This is a genomic window from Staphylococcus lugdunensis (assembly GCF_002901705.1).
Classification (GTDB): Bacteria; Bacillota; Bacilli; order Staphylococcales; family Staphylococcaceae; genus Staphylococcus; species Staphylococcus lugdunensis.
In genome coordinates this window covers 29,494-47,554 of sequence record NZ_PPPV01000019.1, presented here as the reverse complement: position 1 = coordinate 47,554, position 18,061 = coordinate 29,494, and the positions used below count along the sequence as shown (strand labels likewise).

The 18,061-nt window shown below is 34.6% G+C and carries 19 protein-coding genes; 1 reads left to right on the top strand and 18 read right to left on the bottom strand.

Annotated features, from left to right (window positions below):
* Nucleotides 1-15: 15 nt before the first annotated feature.
* From CD041_RS11825 to fdaB, 15 genes are all read right to left on the bottom strand, one after another.
* Complete coding sequence (locus CD041_RS11825) at nt 16-366, bottom strand: ATP synthase subunit I (RefSeq protein WP_002478961.1); 351 nt, start codon at nt 364-366, stop codon at nt 16-18.
* A gap of 280 nt (nt 367-646) precedes the next feature.
* The gene (gene upp, locus CD041_RS11820; protein WP_002461237.1) at nt 647-1,276 is read right to left on the bottom strand and encodes a uracil phosphoribosyltransferase; all 630 of its coding nucleotides are present in this window, start codon (nt 1,274-1,276) and stop codon (nt 647-649) included.
* Between the two features lie 21 nt (nt 1,277-1,297).
* On the bottom strand, nt 1,298-2,536 hold the full coding sequence (glyA, locus tag CD041_RS11815; protein ID WP_070647984.1) for a serine hydroxymethyltransferase: 1,239 nt from the start codon (nt 2,534-2,536) through the stop codon (nt 1,298-1,300).
* Nucleotides 2,537-2,558: 22 nt separating this feature from the next.
* The gene (locus CD041_RS11810; protein WP_070647985.1) at nt 2,559-3,083 is read right to left on the bottom strand and encodes a TIGR01440 family protein; all 525 of its coding nucleotides are present in this window, start codon (nt 3,081-3,083) and stop codon (nt 2,559-2,561) included.
* A 108-nt stretch (nt 3,084-3,191) separates the two neighbouring features.
* Nucleotides 3,192-3,614 carry a low molecular weight protein arginine phosphatase gene (locus CD041_RS11805; RefSeq protein WP_002478958.1) on the bottom strand — a complete coding sequence of 141 codons (423 nt, stop codon included), beginning with the start codon at nt 3,612-3,614 and terminating at the stop codon, nt 3,192-3,194.
* A 5-nt stretch (nt 3,615-3,619) separates the two neighbouring features.
* Nucleotides 3,620-4,654, bottom strand: coding sequence for an L-threonylcarbamoyladenylate synthase (locus CD041_RS11800; RefSeq protein ID WP_002461242.1), 1,035 nt, complete (start codon nt 4,652-4,654; stop codon nt 3,620-3,622).
* 87 nt (nt 4,655-4,741) lie between these two features.
* On the bottom strand, nt 4,742-5,581 hold the full coding sequence (prmC, locus tag CD041_RS11795) for a peptide chain release factor N(5)-glutamine methyltransferase (RefSeq protein WP_070647986.1): 840 nt from the start codon (nt 5,579-5,581) through the stop codon (nt 4,742-4,744).
* A complete protein-coding gene (prfA, locus tag CD041_RS11790) occupies nt 5,568-6,644 on the bottom strand; it encodes a peptide chain release factor 1 (protein WP_002461245.1) in 1,077 nt (358 codons plus the stop codon). The genes prmC and prfA overlap by 14 nt, the downstream gene beginning before the upstream one ends.
* Nucleotides 6,644-7,243 carry a thymidine kinase gene (locus CD041_RS11785; protein WP_002478955.1) on the bottom strand — a complete coding sequence of 200 codons (600 nt, stop codon included), beginning with the start codon at nt 7,241-7,243 and terminating at the stop codon, nt 6,644-6,646. The genes prfA and CD041_RS11785 overlap by 1 nt, the downstream gene beginning before the upstream one ends.
* A 199-nt stretch (nt 7,244-7,442) precedes the next feature.
* Nucleotides 7,443-7,700, bottom strand: coding sequence for a type B 50S ribosomal protein L31 (locus CD041_RS11780; protein WP_002461247.1), 258 nt, complete (start codon nt 7,698-7,700; stop codon nt 7,443-7,445).
* A 116-nt stretch (nt 7,701-7,816) separates the two neighbouring features.
* Entirely contained in the window at nt 7,817-9,133 is a 1,317-nt protein-coding gene (rho, locus tag CD041_RS11775) for a transcription termination factor Rho (protein WP_002478954.1), read from the bottom strand.
* A 189-nt stretch (nt 9,134-9,322) separates the two neighbouring features.
* Nucleotides 9,323-10,750 carry an aldehyde dehydrogenase family protein gene (locus CD041_RS11770; protein WP_002492362.1) on the bottom strand — a complete coding sequence of 476 codons (1,428 nt, stop codon included), beginning with the start codon at nt 10,748-10,750 and terminating at the stop codon, nt 9,323-9,325.
* A gap of 248 nt (nt 10,751-10,998) precedes the next feature.
* On the bottom strand, nt 10,999-11,331 hold the full coding sequence (locus CD041_RS11765; protein WP_002478952.1) for a winged helix-turn-helix transcriptional regulator: 333 nt from the start codon (nt 11,329-11,331) through the stop codon (nt 10,999-11,001).
* A 131-nt stretch (nt 11,332-11,462) separates the two neighbouring features.
* Complete coding sequence (murA, locus tag CD041_RS11760) at nt 11,463-12,731, bottom strand: UDP-N-acetylglucosamine 1-carboxyvinyltransferase (RefSeq protein ID WP_002461253.1); 1,269 nt, start codon at nt 12,729-12,731, stop codon at nt 11,463-11,465.
* 267 nt (nt 12,732-12,998) lie between these two features.
* Complete coding sequence (gene fdaB, locus CD041_RS11755) at nt 12,999-13,856, bottom strand: class IIb fructose-bisphosphate aldolase FdaB (RefSeq protein WP_002461254.1); 858 nt, start codon at nt 13,854-13,856, stop codon at nt 12,999-13,001.
* A gap of 204 nt (nt 13,857-14,060) precedes the next feature.
* Here fdaB and CD041_RS11750 point away from each other — a divergent pair, with 204 nt between their 5' ends.
* Nucleotides 14,061-14,582, top strand: coding sequence for a DUF2529 family protein (locus CD041_RS11750; RefSeq protein WP_002461255.1), 522 nt, complete (start codon nt 14,061-14,063; stop codon nt 14,580-14,582).
* A gap of 47 nt (nt 14,583-14,629) precedes the next feature.
* On the opposite strand, the gene pyrG is transcribed toward CD041_RS11750, so the two are convergent.
* From pyrG to CD041_RS11735, 3 genes are all read right to left on the bottom strand, one after another.
* On the bottom strand, nt 14,630-16,237 hold the full coding sequence (gene pyrG, locus CD041_RS11745; protein WP_002478950.1) for a CTP synthase: 1,608 nt from the start codon (nt 16,235-16,237) through the stop codon (nt 14,630-14,632).
* A 321-nt stretch (nt 16,238-16,558) separates the two neighbouring features.
* Nucleotides 16,559-17,080 carry a DNA-directed RNA polymerase subunit delta gene (gene rpoE, locus CD041_RS11740; RefSeq protein ID WP_002478949.1) on the bottom strand — a complete coding sequence of 174 codons (522 nt, stop codon included), beginning with the start codon at nt 17,078-17,080 and terminating at the stop codon, nt 16,559-16,561.
* Between the two features lie 110 nt (nt 17,081-17,190).
* Nucleotides 17,191-18,051 (bottom strand): GNAT family N-acetyltransferase, encoded by an 861-nt coding sequence (locus tag CD041_RS11735; protein ID WP_002461258.1) that lies wholly within the window; start codon nt 18,049-18,051, stop codon nt 17,191-17,193.
* Between the last annotated feature and the right edge of the window lie 10 nt (nt 18,052-18,061).

Sequence of the window (18,061 nt, the reverse complement as noted above, 5' to 3'; positions counted from 1 at the left end):
TTTCACTTTTAAATTTTACTCCCTTACAAGTAGAGGGCGAAGTATGATTAAAACATAAGAAATCATAAGACCTACTACAACACCAAGAATATTCATTTCATCCTTAAATAAATACCAGAAGGCACAAACGACAAGTGCAACTAAATAACGCCAAACGCTGCCCGTTGAAATATGTATTGTATCCGGTTGTTTCGCTCGCGCTAAGTAAATTTCAAAGATGAAGGTATTTATTAAAGAACCTATTAAACCAAGAATCATACCTAGAATATATGGTGAAGACCATATTAGATACAAAATATACAATATTATCAATGAATAAAGATAATATTGTATAAATTGTTTAAAAATGAAGCTAAAACGCAACATTAAAGTGTGCCTCCAAACAACTTATATCAACCATGTAAACCGTTCCACTCATACAATCTCAATAATAATATAGTAAACAATTGTGTGTCAATTCTATTCATAGAGATGTTACAAATGACATCGTTTACGACACAAAACCGACACATTTAATCATCTTTTTTAGCAAATTCTAAGGCTGTTTGGTCAATATTGCTAAAAGTCATGTGGCAACCCTTTTAGTTAACACTAGTTCACTTGCTAACGACACGTATTAACATCAGTCATAACTAACTACCAGTTACTATTTTGTACCAAACAATCTATCTCCAGCATCGCCTAAACCTGGTGTAATATAAGCTTTGTCATTTAGTTTTTCATCTAAAGCTGCAATGTAAATATCCACATCATCGTGTGCTTCTTTCATTTTTTCTACACCTTCTGGCGCAGCAATCAAGCACATAAATCTAATGTTTTTGGCTCCGCGTTTTTTCAATGAAGTAATTGCTTCAATAGCAGATGCACCTGTAGCTAACATTGGATCTACAACGATTATTTGACGTTCATCGATATCTTGTGGCAGTTTAACAAAATATTCTACTGCTTTTAATGTTTGTGGATCTCTATATAGTCCAATATGTCCCACTCTTGCAGCTGGAACTAAAGATAAAACACCATCCGTCATACCAAGGCCTGCGCGCAAAATAGGTACAACAGCTAGCTTTTTCCCAGCTAAACGTTTAGCGGTCATTTTTGTAACTGGCGTTTCTATTTCTACATCCTGTAACTCTAAGTCTCTTGTTACTTCATACGCCATGAGCATACCTACTTCATCCACAAGCTCTCTAAATTCTTTTGTTCCGGTATTTACATCACGAATATAACTCAATTTATGTTGAATTAATGGATGATCAAATACGTGTACTTTACTCATTTACATTTCCTCCAGTTAAACTTATTCGTACAACGGGTGTTTAGCAGTTAATGCACTCACACGTTTTGTTGCTTCTTTTATTTTCTCTGCATCATTGGGATTTTTTAGTACAAGACTTATGATTAGTGCAACTTCTTTGATTGCATCGGTATCAAATCCTCGAGTCGTCACTGCTGGTGTACCTAATCTGATTCCACTTGTTACAAACGCTTTCTCTTGATCAAATGGGATTGTGTTTTTATTACAAGTGATACCAACGGAATCGAGTAATGATTCGGCTTCCTTACCATTAATGTTGACCGAGCCCTTAACATCTACTGCAACTAAATGATTATCCGTGCCTCCTGACACAATTCTAAAACCTTCTTGTTGTAATGTTTCTGCCAAAACACGCGCGTTATCAATCACTTGTTGTTGATATGCTTTAAAATTCTGATTCAATGCTTCACCAAACGCTACGGCTTTTGCCGCAATGACATGTTGTAATGGGCCACCTTGAATACCAGGAAAGATTACTTTGTCTATGTCTTTTTTATATTCTTCCTTACACAATATTAAGCCACCACGAGGTCCTCTTAATGTTTTATGAGTAGTTGTTGTTACAAAATCTGCATATGGTACAGGATTGGGATGCAAACCAACAGCTACCAGACCTGCAATATGTGCCATATCAACCATTAATTTTGCACCAACTTCATCAGCAATTTCTTTGAACTTTTTAAAATCAATTGTTCTTGAATAAGCTGATGTACCGGCAACGATTAATTTGGGTTGATGTTGCACTGCGAGTTGTCGAATCGCTTCATAATCAAGCAATTCTGTTTCCTCATTCACACCATATTCAACAAAATTGTAAAATTGACCACTAAAATTGACGGGAGACCCATGTGTTAAGTGACCACCGTGACTCAAATTCATTCCTAAAACTGTATCTCCCATGTTTAAAGCTACAAGATATACTGCCATATTGGCTTGTGAACCTGAATGCGGCTGTACATTAACATGTTCGGCTCCAAACAATGCTTTAGCACGTTCAATTGCTATCGTTTCAGTTACATCCACATATTCACAACCACCATAATAACGTCGCCCTGGATAACCTTCAGCATACTTGTTCGTCAACACTGAACCTTGAGCTTCCATAACAGCTTCTGAAACAAAATTTTCAGAGGCAATTAATTCAATGTTATTATTTTGACGATTATATTCACTTTGTATGGCATCAAAAATGGCTTTATCTTGCTTTTCGATATAAGACATAGCACTACCCTTCTTTCATCAACTATTCATATTTCGCTCTTTCTCCACCAATCTTTTTAGGACGTGAAGTTGCAATCGTTACAACTGCTTCACCAATTTTGTCAACAGTTGTACGCACTGGCACACACACATGTTTCAAATGCATACCAATAAGTGTTTGACCAATATCAATACCCTTAGGCACTGTAATGTGTTCAACAACGATAGGATCTTGCATGTGACGATAGGCATATGTTGCAAGGCTACCTCCAGCATGGACATCCGGCACCACTGTCACTTCTTCCATTGTAAGTGGATTGAAATTTTTGCGTTCAATGGTAATAGCTCTATTGATGTGTTCACAGCCTTGAAAGGCAAATGATACACCCGTTTCTTCTTGAACTTGCTGCAATTGAGTAAATATTTCTTGCGCTACTTCCATTGAGCCAACTGAACCTATTTTCTCACCTAACACTTCCGATGTTGAACAACCAATAACAACGATTTCCCCCTTTTTGAAAAAGGATTGGGATTTTAATTCGCTTAATAATGTTGTTAACTCTTGCATTTTAAAAACACCCACCTTTTGCATAAAATAAAAAGGAACATAGCAATTTGCTATACTCCTTTATTATAACTTATTTCTTTACCAACATATACTAATTGTAAAAGATTTTTACACAAGCTTATCCTTAACTATCTTGTTAATTTTACGCGCTAATTGTTGGTATGTTTCTTCATAAACATCTAACGATAAACCATATGGATCCTTGATATCTCCTGTTTCTTGTACAAAATGAGATAATGTATCCATTTGAGGATACGAGCCAAACGATTGGATTAATAATCCAAGATGTTCCTGTGTCATAGTTAATATAAGGTCTGCAGTTAAATCATCTTTAGTAAAAGGCTGCGCATTTGTAGGCAATTCCAAATGATGTTTTTCAAGTATTGTTTGGGCATGTTTAGAAATTGTTTGTTGTGGCACAGCAAACAAACCTCTAGATTCTATCTGATGCTCTGGTAAAAGATGCTTCGCTATGCTCTCCGCCATCGGACTTCGACATGTATTACCTGTACAGACAAAAATAATTCTCATTACTCTCACTCACCTATCATTCTATTCGCAGCGGCTTTTAGCATACGATTCATAATAGCTTGCGTGTCATCATTAATATCAAAACCATAAATATAGGCCTTGTGAACATGATCCATGTTATCTAAGTCATGTAAAATTTTATATAAATTATGATTAGCTGTTTTAATATCCTGGTCATCTTTGCACAAAGGTATAAATAGGCTTTCAGAAGGTATTTGTTGGCGATAGACTTCAGGAAAAATGAATGCAGCATGTTCCTTATCCATGATTTCTGGTATATGTTTACCCTTCATTTTTACAATCGTCACTGGTGTGTCAGGTGCATAATGTTTATACTTCATGCCTGGTGCAATGGGTCGAACCATATCATTATAATTACTGTCAACAACTGCATCAGGCAAAATTGCGTTAATCATAGACTGCGTAATCGCCCCAGGTCTTGCTATTTTAAACGGATATGTAGTGCAGTCTAAAACTGTACTTTCTAATCCTTCTTCACTTTGATCGCCATTAATAATACCGTCGATTTTTCCATTTAAATCATGGTAAACATGGTCAAATGTTGTTGGAGATGGTTTCCCACTCGTATTCGCGCTCGGCGCAGCTATAGGTAAATCAACATATTTCAAAATAGCTCTCCCAATTGGATGACTTGGCATTCTAACTGCAATTGAATCTAAACCACCAGTGACTTTTTCACATAAATAGCCTCTTTTTAAAGGTAAAATAAATGAGATAGGACCAGGCCAAAAATAATTCATTAGTATTTGTACTTTATCGGTTATTGTTTCAATAAAAGGCGTTAATTGTTGCTGGTCATAGATATGAACAATTAATGGATTATCACTAGGTCTACCCTTTGCCTCATAAATCTTTGTTACTGCCTCTTGATCCTTTGCATTAGCACCTAACCCATAGACTGTCTCAGTTGGAAGCGCGATTAACCCACCTTGTTCATATACATGCTTGATTTCATCTAAGTATGGATAATCCTCGCTATGATGACTATATTGACGCATATCCCAAATTTGTGTCTTCATCGTTCTATCAAATCCTTTATCATTAATTATAATAAAAAGGTTTTAACTAAGTTTATCAAACATCCCTCGGTACTGTTAGTCTTTCACCTATATCCACTTAAATGAGACAATTCGATCTAAACCATTTATGTCTTTCGTTACCTTAACGTCTAACTTTGGATAACGTTGTAATACAAGTTGTTTTAATTGAAGACCTTGCTGATAACCAATTTCAAAGGTTACAAACGCATCTTCATTTAATACTTTTGGTAAGTCATCTAAAATCGCTTCGTAGATTGCAAAACCGTTATTTTCTGCAAATAGTGCATGATGCGGTTCGTATTTTAAAACTGTATTTGTCATTTGACATGTTTCTTTTTCACTAATGTATGGTGGATTAGAGATTAAGCCATCAACTTTTATATTCTTTTGAATCAGTGGCTTTAACACGTCACCTTGCATAAAGATAATATCAGCGTCTAAATAACTTGCATTTTCTTGTGCAATAGTCAAGGTCTCTTTATATAAATCAGTGGCAATGACTTTCAATTGCGGATTGAGCTTTTTGATCGTAATAGCGATTGCACCACTTCCAGTTCCCACATCAACTATGCTTCCTTGAGAATGACAACCATTAAGAAAATGGAGCATTACCTCCTCAGTCTCCGGTCTAGGAATCAAACAGTTTTCATTAACCTTAAACGGATAACCATAAAACGACTGAAAACCAACTATGTACTGTATTGGTTCACCTAATTGCATACGTTGCACAGCCAAATTGAATTTGGTTTCTTGTGCAATAGTCATTTCATCATACATATGCATTAAATAATCTGTTCTCGTCCAATGAAACAAATCTAGCATTAACCATTCTGCACGTGACTGTTCAAACCCTTTTTGTGAAGTTGATTGGATTGTTTCTGTTAACTTATCTTTAAAGTTCACCATTGTTAAGTTCTTTCAGCTTTTCAGTTTGTTCAGAAAGCGTTAAAGCATCTATAATTTCATCTAATTTACCTTCCATAATTTGATCTAGTTTTTGAAGTGTCAATCCAATTCTATGATCAGTGACCCTACTTTGTGGATAGTTGTAGGTTCTAACACGCTCTGAACGGTCTCCTGTTCCGACAGCTGATTTACGCTGTGCTGCATATTTTTGTTGCTCTTCTTGTAACTTCATATCATACAAACGAGCTTTTAATACTTTAAGTGCTTTTTCCCTATTTTGAATTTGAGATTTTTCTGATGATGTGGCAATGACACCTGTAGGAATATGTGTGATTCTTACTGCTGAATCTGTCGTATTAACGTGTTGCCCCCCTGCACCACTGGAACGATACGTATCAATTTTCAAATCTTCATTGCGAATTTCAATTTCTACATCTTCTACTTCAGGTAATACTGCAACTGTTGCTGTAGACGTATGAATTCTACCACCTGACTCTGTTTCAGGAACACGTTGAACACGATGTGCGCCATTTTCAAATTTAAGTTTGCTATATGCTCCGGCACCTGATACTTGGAAGCTGACCTCTTTGTAACCACCATGATCACTCTCTGTTGCTTCAACTACTTCTGTTCTAAATCCGTTTGCTTCTGCATATTTCGTATACATTCTCATTAAATCGCCAGCAAAAATTGCCGCTTCATCTCCACCGGCTGCCGCACGTATTTCAACGATTACATCTTTGTCATCATTTGGATCTTTAGGGATTAACAAGAATTTTAATTTTTCTTCAAGTAAAGGCAAGGCATCTTTCAAATTAGAGCTCTCTTCTTTTAACATTTCAATTTCTTCTTTATCATCCGTTTCAGATAACATATCTTCTATATCTGATAATTCTTCTTTTTTATTTTTGTATTCTCGATAAACATCAACTGTTTTTTGTAACTCGGCCTGCTCCTTAGAATACTTTCTTAATTTATCCGCGTTATTTACAACGTCTGGATCACTTAACATCTCATTTAATTGTTCATATCGTTCCTCAACAATATCTAGTTGATCAAACACTACAATTCCTCCTTCTCATCATCACTTGGTGCTATAATATGATGCGCTCTACATCTTGGTTCATAACTTTCATTAGCCCCAACTAGTATAATAGGGTCATCTATTTTAGCCGGTTGGCCATTTATCAATCGCTGAGTTCGGCTTGATGGCGAACCACAAACTGCGCAAACAGCTTGTAATTTCGTAACTTGCTCGCTGACCGCTAATAGTTTTGGCATTGGCTCAAATGGTTCACCTTTAAAATCCATGTCTAACCCTGCAACAATAACTCTATGTCCATTTTCAGCTAGTTGCTCAGCTATATCAACAATTTGATCATCAAAAAACTGTACTTCATCGATACCTATCACATCAACATTCGTTAAATCTTGTGATAATATTTCTTTGGCAGCTACAATATTAATTGCTTCAATAGCATTACCATTATGTGATACCACTTTTTCTTTATGGTAGCGATTATCGATTGCTGGTTTGAACACAACTACTTTTTGTTTAGCATAAATTCCTCTACGAAGTCGACGAATCAGCTCTTCTGATTTACCGCTAAACATGCTACCAGTTATACACTCAATCCACCCAGAGTGATATGTCTCATACATGTTAGTTCCACCCTTTTTTAAAAACATAATCGCTTAATTATATCATATTTTACTACTACAAGTTATTCAGAATTTAATTAAATTTATTCAATTATATAAACTTTAGCACGATTACAATATCGTACTTAGATATGTAAAAATACAAAAAACTGTCTGCATCTCTTTATAGATAGATTACGCAGACAGTTGATATTCACTATTAGTTGTTGTTTGATTTGAGACCAAACTTTTTGTTGAATCGTTCCACACGACCATCCGCAGCAGCGAATTTTTGACGTCCTGTGTAGAAAGGATGTGAATCAGAAGAAATGTCTAAACGAATAACTGGGTATTCATTTCCATCTTCCCATTTCATTGTTTCTGATGAAGTCTTAGTAGAACCACTTAAAAATTTGAAGTCTGTAGTAGTATCTAAAAAGATAACTTTGTGATATTCAGGATGAATTCCTTGTTTCATTATTTTCAGCTCCTTTGCCCTGAACCATCTGGAACAGAGTTATTTGTGAGTTTTTACCCAATACTTGATAAGTATAATAGCTTTGATACTAAAACGCAACCCTTTAAAGCAGATTATTAAATAATTGGTTTTCCTGTTTTAGTACTTTCTTTTGCAGCTTGCTGTAATTGCTCAAAAAATTCTTTGTTTGATTTAGAACGTTTTAACTTACGAATAAATCGCTCAGTAAAATCAGTTGAATCTGTAAACATATTGCGCAATTGCCATAATGAATCCAACTCTGATTTACTAATAAGCAATTCTTCTTTACGTGTTGAGCTTCGTCCAATATCAATAGCAGGGAACACACGACGTTCTGCTAATTTTCTGTCTAAGTGAAGTTCCATATTACCAGTACCTTTAAACTCTTCGTAAATCATATCGTCCATTCGTGATCCCGTATCTACTAGAGCTGTCGCTAAAATGGTTAAACTGCCACCAGCTTCTATATTACGTGCAGCGCCAAAGAAAGCTTTTGGCTTATGCAACGAAGCTGGGTCTAATCCACCAGATAAAGTACGGCCACTAGGAGGTATGACTAAGTTGTATGCTCTTGCTAGACGTGTAATGGAATCCATGAGAATGATAACATCTTCCCCTATCTCAACTAAACGCTTAGCACGTTCTAATAAAAGTTCAGCAACTTTAGTATGGTGTTCTGGAGGCTCGTCAAACGTCGAGTTTACTACTTCAGCAGATTCCACTGATCGTTCAATGTCAGTGACTTCTTCAGGACGTTCACCTACAAGTAAAATAAATAATTTTGCTTCAGGTTTATTCACACTAATTGCATTAGCTATTTCTTTTAATAACGATGTTTTACCAGCTTTGGGTGGTGCAACAATAAGTCCACGTTGACCAAGGCCAATTGGTGTAACTAAATCCATAATTCTTGTTGAATAGTTGTGAGAATCAGTTTCTAAAATGATACGTTCTTCCGGATAAAGTGGAGTTAAAGCTTGGAAGTGAGGACGTTTTTTTACTTCTTCGGCGTTCTGATCATTGACGAAATCTACTTGTAATAGACCATAATACTTTTCATTATCTTTTGGCTTTCTAACTTTCCCAGTCACCTTGTCGCCACGTTTAATTTCAAAGCGACGAATTTGGCTCGCAGATATGTAAATATCTTTTTCCCCTTTTGAATAGTTGACTGTTCTTAAAAAACCATAACCATCTGGCTGGATATCATCTAAAATACCCTCCATGTAATAATTCCCATCTTTTTCCATCTGGGCTTCCATAATGGCTAATACTAATTCTTTTTTATTTAATTTACTGTAATTAGATAACTTTAAATCTTTTGCTTTTTGCGTTAAATCTTTCGTTGTATAATTTTTATAGAGTTCATGAAATGACTCATATTGCGGTGATGTTCTTAATCTTTCAGGCATAGATTGCACCCATTTCATTATATTTTTATAAACGCCAAAAACAAAATGACGTTAAACACTAGATTAAATATAGCAAATTTTCATTTTAATTACAAAATGATTTTATTAACTATAGACAAAATAAAACAGCACAATGAACATTAAACGTTCATTGCACTGTTTCTTTTTATTTTTAAATTAAAATTTAAATTATTTATAATATCCAGCTATAGACTTGATTTCTAAGAATTCATCAATACCATAATCGCCCCATTCGCGTCCAATTCCTGATTGTTTATAACCGCCGAATGGTAAATCTGGTTTTCTGCCTGCTTCATTAATTTCTACCGTGCCAGCTTCAATGCTACGAGCTACTTTAATTAATGTGTCTTTATCTTGCCCAATCACATAACCAGCCAGACCGTATTTTGTATCATTTGCTATACGAATAGCTTCATCTAGATCATTATACGTGATCACAGAGGCAACCGGACCGAATATTTCTTCTTGTGCAATTGTCATTTGATTATCAACATTGACAAATACTGTTGGACGAACAAAATAGCCAACATCCAAGCCTTCAGGTTTGCCAGGACCTCCGTAAAACAATTCTGCGCCTTCAGCAATGCCTTTATCAATATAGGATTGTACCGTATCAAATTGCTTTTTGCTTACTATTGGGCCAACTTCAGTGTCCTCATTACGAGGATCTCCTACCACTACTTGACTGAACTCTTCTTTTAAAGCCGTTAAAAATTCTTCTTTAATACTATTAGGAACTAATATTCTTGTTCCAGCTGTACACACTTGTCCTGTATTATTAACAACTTTACCTTTTGTTGCTTTTGCAGCTTCTTTAATATCAACATCATCAAGGACGATATAAGGTGATTTACCTCCCAATTCAAGTGACACTTTTTTAAAATCATGCGCAGCTTTTTCCATTATTTTGGCACCTGTTGGACCAGAACCTGTGAAAGACATCATTCTTACTTTTGGATGTTCACTTAATGGTGTACCAACGCCTTCACCGTCGCCATTTACCAAGTTAAATACACCTTTAGGAACGCCTACTTTATCGAAAATTTCAGCTAAAATAATTGCTGCAAAAGGTGTCTCTTCAGACGGTTTTAACACGACAGGACTACCTGCTGCAAACGCTGCCGCTAATTTAAGTGATGTTTGATTTGTTGGGAAATTCCAAGGTGTGACTAAACCAGCAACACCAATTGCCTCTTTAACAACTAAATCATCACCACGTTGTTCTTCAAATTGGAAAGTATCTAAAGCATCTCGTGCAGCTTGGAAATGGTTAAGTCCCATTTGATAATGTACATTTTCTGATACTGTAATAGGTGAACCTAGTTCATCTGTAATGGCATCAACGATATCGTCTTTTCTATTCTTATATTCAGCAACAATTTTATCTAACAATGCTTTTCTTTCATCCACGCTACTATGTCTAAATGATAAATAAACATCATCTGCAGCTTGGACAGCTTTATTAACATCTTCATTATTTCCTTTTGCTATTTTACCGATTACTTCTTCAGTGGCTGGATTAATAACGTCTATTGTTTCATTGCTCGCACTTTCAACCCATTCACCGTTTATATATTGTTTAGTGAAATTTCTCATTGCATATTCACTCCTTAGTAATTTAAGTCATAGTACTTTAATAACCATTGTCCGCTAATTTCAAACATCTTATTGCTCATGCGAGAACGATTATATTAAATAGTTAATCGTTAAAAAGTGACAGCAACTCATAAATATTAATTAGCGCTCAATGACCTGCATTAACATAACCTGCTAAGATACAAAAAGTACTCCCTTCATAGCTATATGATTTATCATCTGCTTTGAAAGGAGCGCTGTATTTAAAATTAATTCTGTTGTGGTTCTTCTAATTCAATATATGATTGCGCCCATTTTTCTATAGGCACTAGTGCTTCCGCTAAAGCTTGACCTTTGTTGGTTAGTTCATAAATAATTGACACTGGGCTTGTTGAAATAATTTTCTTTTCAACGAGTCCCCATTCGGCTAAATCTGTAAGTTTAATACTTAATGCTCTTGGCGTTATCGTTTTTAAATCTCGTTTCATATCTGAAAAATGTGCAGAATGTTGTTCGCATCTCGATAAATAATTAATAATTAAACCGTTCCAACTTCTTCCTACAATTTTAAAGGTTTCTTCTAAATAAGGACAAATTTCCAATATGCTCACCTCAATTCTATCTGCTTCTATGTTGATACTTACTAAACTTGCATTTTTAATTTATTTCCCATACGTTTGCTCATTAATAATTATCCAATGAATTGTACAACTTCGATATAAATAGTATATCACTAATCAACTTTCTCCGTCCAAATATCTGCGCCTAGCTGTTCTAAATGCTCTACTATATCTGTGTATCCTCGGTAGATATGTTTAACATTATAAATGGTCGTTACCCCTTCAGCAATCAATCCTGCAATAATTAGACAAGCACCTGCGCGTAAATCACTTGCATAGACTTCTGTACCATGAAGTGTTGAAGGTTTAATTGTGGCAGTACCGGTTACTTCATCTGCTTCAATATTAGCCCCCATATGTTGTAATTCCTCTACATGTTTGAAACGAGCTGGATAGATTGTTTCTGTGACAAAAGAAGGCCCACTTGCTTTAAATAATAATGGTGTAATCGGTTGTTGAAGATCTGTAGCAAACCCTGGATAAACCAATGTTTTAATATCTACATTTTTATATTTTGCTTTACCTTTTATGATTGCATATTCATCTTCTACTGTAATATCAACACCTAATTCTTGTAGTTTAACCATTAAAGCTTCAACGTGTTTAGGTACAATGTTATTTATCTTTACTTCTTGTCCACAAGCAGCCGCCATACACATATAAGTTCCCGCTTCGATTCTATCGGGTATCACCTGATATTCAGAACCATGTAATGCATCAACGCCTTTAATTTTTAATGTACTTGTACCAGCACCTTTGATGTTAGCACCCATGCTCATTAAAAAATTAGCTACATCTACTACTTCTGGCTCCTTAGCTGCATTTTCAATAATCGTTTGGCCTTTAGCATGTACAGCAGCAAGCATAATATTGATTGTCGCACCAACACTTACCATATCTAAAAAGATAGTAGTTCCTATAAGTTCCTTTGCTTCTATTTTCATAGAAGTATCACTTGATTCATCAATTTCTGCGCCTAATGCTTTAAAACCTTTGATGTGTTGGTCAATCGGGCGAGGTCCAAGCGGACAGCCACCAGGCAAGCCAATCACACATTTTTTAAAGCGACCTAACATCGCCCCCATCATATAATAAGAAGCTCGCAATGATTCAACTTTATTATTTGGCAATGGTGCATTTTTAATTTCAGTAGTATCAACTTCTAAAACTGTGTCATTAAGTTGTGTTTTAATATTTAAATCCTCTAATAAGCTTACTAGCGTTTCTACATCAGAGATTTGTGGTAATCCGTCTAATTGCACTTTACCTTGTGCAAGTAAAGTAGCTGGTATGATAGCAACCGCACTATTTTTTGCACCACTAATATTGACTTCTCCTTTAAGCGTTTGACCACCACGAATTTTGATTACCTCTTGAGTCATATGATTAATCTCCTTTGTTTCTCTAGATATTTAATAAAATTGTACATAATCCATTCAACAAAATACAATATTTAACATTATAAATATTGTACTTCGCTGCTTTGTTTTTATTACATTTAGTAGTCCAGCTAATATATAATATCGCCAGCTCCCCCAATTTTTTATAATGTAATAAGTTTAATTATCGTTTAGTAAAATTCTTCATTTATTATAGCATAAAAAATAAGCCATTAAACCCGTAGGCTCAATGACTTTTTTATGTTGCACTTATTTCGCACGATTAGAAGTACCAAATTCTCTAATTTTACCTTTTACCGTTTCTTTAATTGCTTCACGCGCTGGTCCTAGATATTTACGTGGATCATAAACGTCTTGGTCTTTATTTAATACATCGCGTACCGCTTTTGCAGATGCAATTTGGTTTTCAGTATTAACATTAATTTTTGCTGTTCCATATGGAATTGCTTTTTGAATATCTTTAGTAGGGATACCAGTACCACCATGTAGTACTAATGGTAAACCAGTTGAAGCTCCAATTTCTTCCATTTCTTTAAATCCTAATTTAGGTTCGCCTTTATACGGTCCATGAACAGAACCTAAGGCAGGTGCTAAAGCATCTATTCCAGTTTTTTCAACAAGCTCTTGACATTCTTTAGGATCAGCATAGATTATGCCGCCAACAACATCATCTTCTTGACCACCAACCGTTCCTAATTCAGCTTCAACAGATACACCATGTTGATGCGCATATTCAACCACTTTTGATGTGATTTCAATATTTTCTTCAAACGGACTGTGTGAAGCATCAATCATCACTGAGGTGAAACCAGCATCAATCGCTTCTTTACACTTATCAAAGCTTGAACCATGGTCTAAATGTATTGCCACAGGAATCGTGATATTTAAATCATGTATTAAGCCCTCAACCATTTTTACTACAGTGTAAAAACCACTCATATAGCGTGCTGCACCTTCTGAAACTCCAAGAATAACTGGTGCTTTTTCTTCTTGAGATGCTTCTAAAATTGCTTGAGTAAATTCTAAATTATTTAAGTTGTACTGACCCACAGCGTAACCATTTTCTTTTGCATCGATTAACATTTCTTTCATTGAAACTAAAGGCATGAAAGTTCCTCCTTGTTGTGCATATGCACGATTTGTTTGTTTATTATACCAAATTTATATTAGTAATGCATTGGAATATACTTTGTTTTCTGAATATATGTTTTTATCATTTATCATAGCCTACAATGTCATTATTAAAGTATCTAACTTATTGAATATTATATTGCATCGTTTTACACTATTATCATAGAATGGAGGATTTAAATGTCTAAAATATTAAATACACAGCTAACTGGTATTTTTAATCGCATAGAAAAACAAGCTATGGAAATTCAAATGGCTGCTCAATGTATCGTACAAGCTATTGGTGGAGAAGGTTTTGTCTATATTAAAGGATATGAAGATTTGGCATTTTTTGAGCCCTTTATATTACAAAGCCAAGAACGTTTGCGATCGAGTCGTCAACTCTCAACATTAAACAGTTTTGATGATTTAGATACAACAGATAGAGTATTTTTATTTTCACCTTTTTATAATGAAGCTGTTGCTCAAGATATATCCGCTTTACTTCAGCGCGATATTGATATTGTACTCGTTAGTAATCGCCCTAAATCAGACGATTTCCCAGAACACTTACTACATTTTATTAACTTATCGACACCGAGACCTATCGTCTATACTGAAGATTACGATAAAATTGTCCAACCACACTCAATGGCATTTAATTATATTTATTATGATATTTACACTCAAATGGTGGAAATGACACGAGATTTAGAGTTATAGCAATAAAGCACATCTAACCTTATCACAGTTAGATGTGCTTTGTTACATTATTTATTTTGATATTTATAAGCTGCCTCAACAAACGCCTTAAATATAGGCTGAGGTCTATTCGGACGAGATAAAAATTCTGGATGGAACTGACAAGCAATAAAGAAATCATTTGCTGGAATTTCAACCATTTCAATTAAACGGCCATCAGGACTTGTACCAGAAAAGACCATTCCTTTATCTTCAATTTGTTGACGATAATCATTGTTAAATTCATAACGATGTCGATGTCTTTCTTCAACGTGATCTACACCATAAATATCGTATGCTAATGTATCTTTTTTAATTTTACTTGGATATAAGCCTAAGCGTAATGTACCGCCTAAATCTTCAATGTCTTTTTGTTCAGGCAATAAATCAATAATTGGATGTGGTGTATTTGGATCTAATTCTGCAGAATGTGCGCCTTCTAATCCTAGCACATTACGTGCAAATTCAACCGTAGCTAATTGCATACCTAAACATATTCCAAAATATGGTACGTTATTTTCTCGTGCATATTTAATTGCAGCGATTTTTCCTTCACTCGCTCGGAATCCGAAACCACCCGGGACTAGGATACCATCCACATCACTCAGATAACTCGCGACATTTTCATCTGTAACCACACTAGAATCAATCCATTTTACTACGACATCTTTTTTCAATGGATAACCTGCATGTTTTAAAGCTTCAACAACTGATAAATAGGCATCTTGTAAGCTAACATATTTTCCAACTAAGCCAATAGTGATCGTTCCATCTAAGTGATTAACAGTATCTAATAGATATTGCCATTCATCTAATTGCGTATCATATTTAGCATCTAAGCCCAAACGTCGAATAACGATATCATCCATATTCTGTGCGCTAAGTTGCAGTGGAATTTCATATAGCGATGACGCATCTCTACACTCAATAACACTCTCTTTATTGATATCACAGAACAATGCAATTTTATCTTTTAAGTCTTGAGTCATTTCATATTCAGAACGAACGACAATCAAATCAGGTTGTATACCTAATCCACGAAGTTCTTTAACACTGTGTTGTGTTGGTTTTGTTTTCATTTCGCCAGCTGCTTTAATAAATGGTAATAATGTACAGTGAACATACATCACATTATCTCTACCTAAATCACTGCGAATTTGACGTATAGCCTCAATAAACGGTAAAGACTCGATATCACCTGTTGTTCCGCCTATTTCTGTTATTACTACATCTGCATTAGTACTTTCACCAGCCAGTAATAAACGTTCTTTAATTTCATTTGTAATGTGTGGAATGACTTGAACTGTACCACCCAAGTAGTCACCACGACGTTCTTTTTTCAAAACATGTGAATATACTTTCCCAGCTGTTACATTAGAATACTTATTAAGATTAATATCAATAAAGCGTTCATAATGTCCTAAATCTAAATCGGTCTCTGCACCATCGTCCGTTACAAAAACTTCACCGTGTTGATAAGGACTCATCGTACCTGGGTCAACATTTAAGTATGGATCAAACTTTTGTATTGTAACTTTTAATCCTCTGTCTTTTAATAATCTTCCTAGAGAAGCAGCTGTAATACCTTTCCCTAGAGATGAAACTACGCCACCTGTTACAAAAATAAACTTTGTCATATTTTGACCTCCTGCATATATAAAGGGTTGCTTTCTTTATTTAACACTTTTTAACAAGTCTTGATTATTAAAATATTCCATTCAAAATGTATAGTTATAATTTAAACTTTTATTCATTTCCTTCTCTATACATTTAATGCTGAAATAATTTTTAAAATAAAAAATCGCTCCCTCTCACATCCATTGTAAGGGGAGCGCATAACATTTATACACGTGTCCTAATTAAAGGAGCCCGAATAAAATTTTATCATTTTTTTAATAAAAGTCAATTGTCAATTTTATTAACTTAAGCAAAGCCTTACCATTCAAGGCCTCACTAAATTAAAATTTTTCTTCGTCGTCAATTTCCTCTTCGTCGTCTAAATCTTCATCATCTTCATCTAAAACAATATCTGTTTCATTCATTTCATCTTCTACTGGTTCATTGTCATCATCATCTAATGTTTCTTGATCGTCAGTTTGAGCTGGAATATCATCGTCGTCATCCATTTCGTCTTCGCCCAATAATTTAAGATTTTTATCTTCTTCATCTTCATCATCTAAAATATCAAATTTTTGAATTGTTGGTGCAATCTTTTCTTCGATATCATCTACTGAGTACCAGTCACGTAATCCCCATTCATTTTCACCAACATTTAAAAAGCGTCCATCAGTATTTAAATCAGTATAGAATTGCACAACTCGATTTTCAATTTCCTCGTAATCATAACCACCTAAAGATCTAAATTCATCAATAATATCATATAAATTCATTGTTGCGCCTTTTTCATGTAATAACGTATAAGTCATATCAATGAATGATCTCTCATCGATCATTTCTTTTGTGTAATCTTGAATTTTCATTAAAAAATACTTCCTTTCACAGGATTTTTTGAAATTTATAAGTTATTTTGCATTTATTAATAGTAACAAAATTAAATTATAAATGACAACTCTTGATTTCGCAATGTCTACTAATAATTAATATACTTTTCAAAAATTGCGACATCTTCTGATTGTTCAATCTCAACAAATCCACTATTCTGACATAACGGTTTTAATTCATTATGTTCACCAAATAACATTATATTTAATGTTTGTATATTATTAAAATGTTTTCTAACATACGTTGGTAACTGACGCAATGCGCTTTCAGCAATGCCTGATTGTCTGTGTTCTTTATTAACTTCTATTGCAGCAATATTCATTCTTGTCGCATGCTGTTCTACAGCTATAAATCCTACTTTATCCCCGTCTTTCAATAAGTCTATGATTTGCACTGTTCCAATACTAGATTGACTATTGGCTTGTAACTTTAGTGAAGACACATGTTTCGTATCTAAATCTAGATAATATAATCTTTCCTTACCTATTGGCCCTTCCTCTTTAGTTGCTGTATGAATAAAACCAGCACGCTCGTATACATTCCATGCACTTTGATTTTCAGTATCAACCACGAGGTACAAGTGATTAAAATCTGGAAATAATAGTTGTACATATTGTGGAATATGCATCATCATTGTAGTGCCATAGCCACGTCCTTGATATTTTTCATTTATTGATAATGATCTTACATAAACGACATTTTCTGGTGTATCGTATCCTTCATGTTGATAGTAACGATGTAGTATAAAGAATCCAACCACATCTCCTTGTTCATTTATAGCAATGTTAGCGACACGATTTTCATCTTCTAATGCTTCTTGAAGCACTGTTTTAGGTAATGATGAATAAACTTGTTGTCTTTCGCTTAATTCAAAATCTAAAACATGTTGTCGATAACGTTCTTCAAATACCTGAATTGTTATATTATCATATTGCTGTTTTATAACCATAATCTATCCC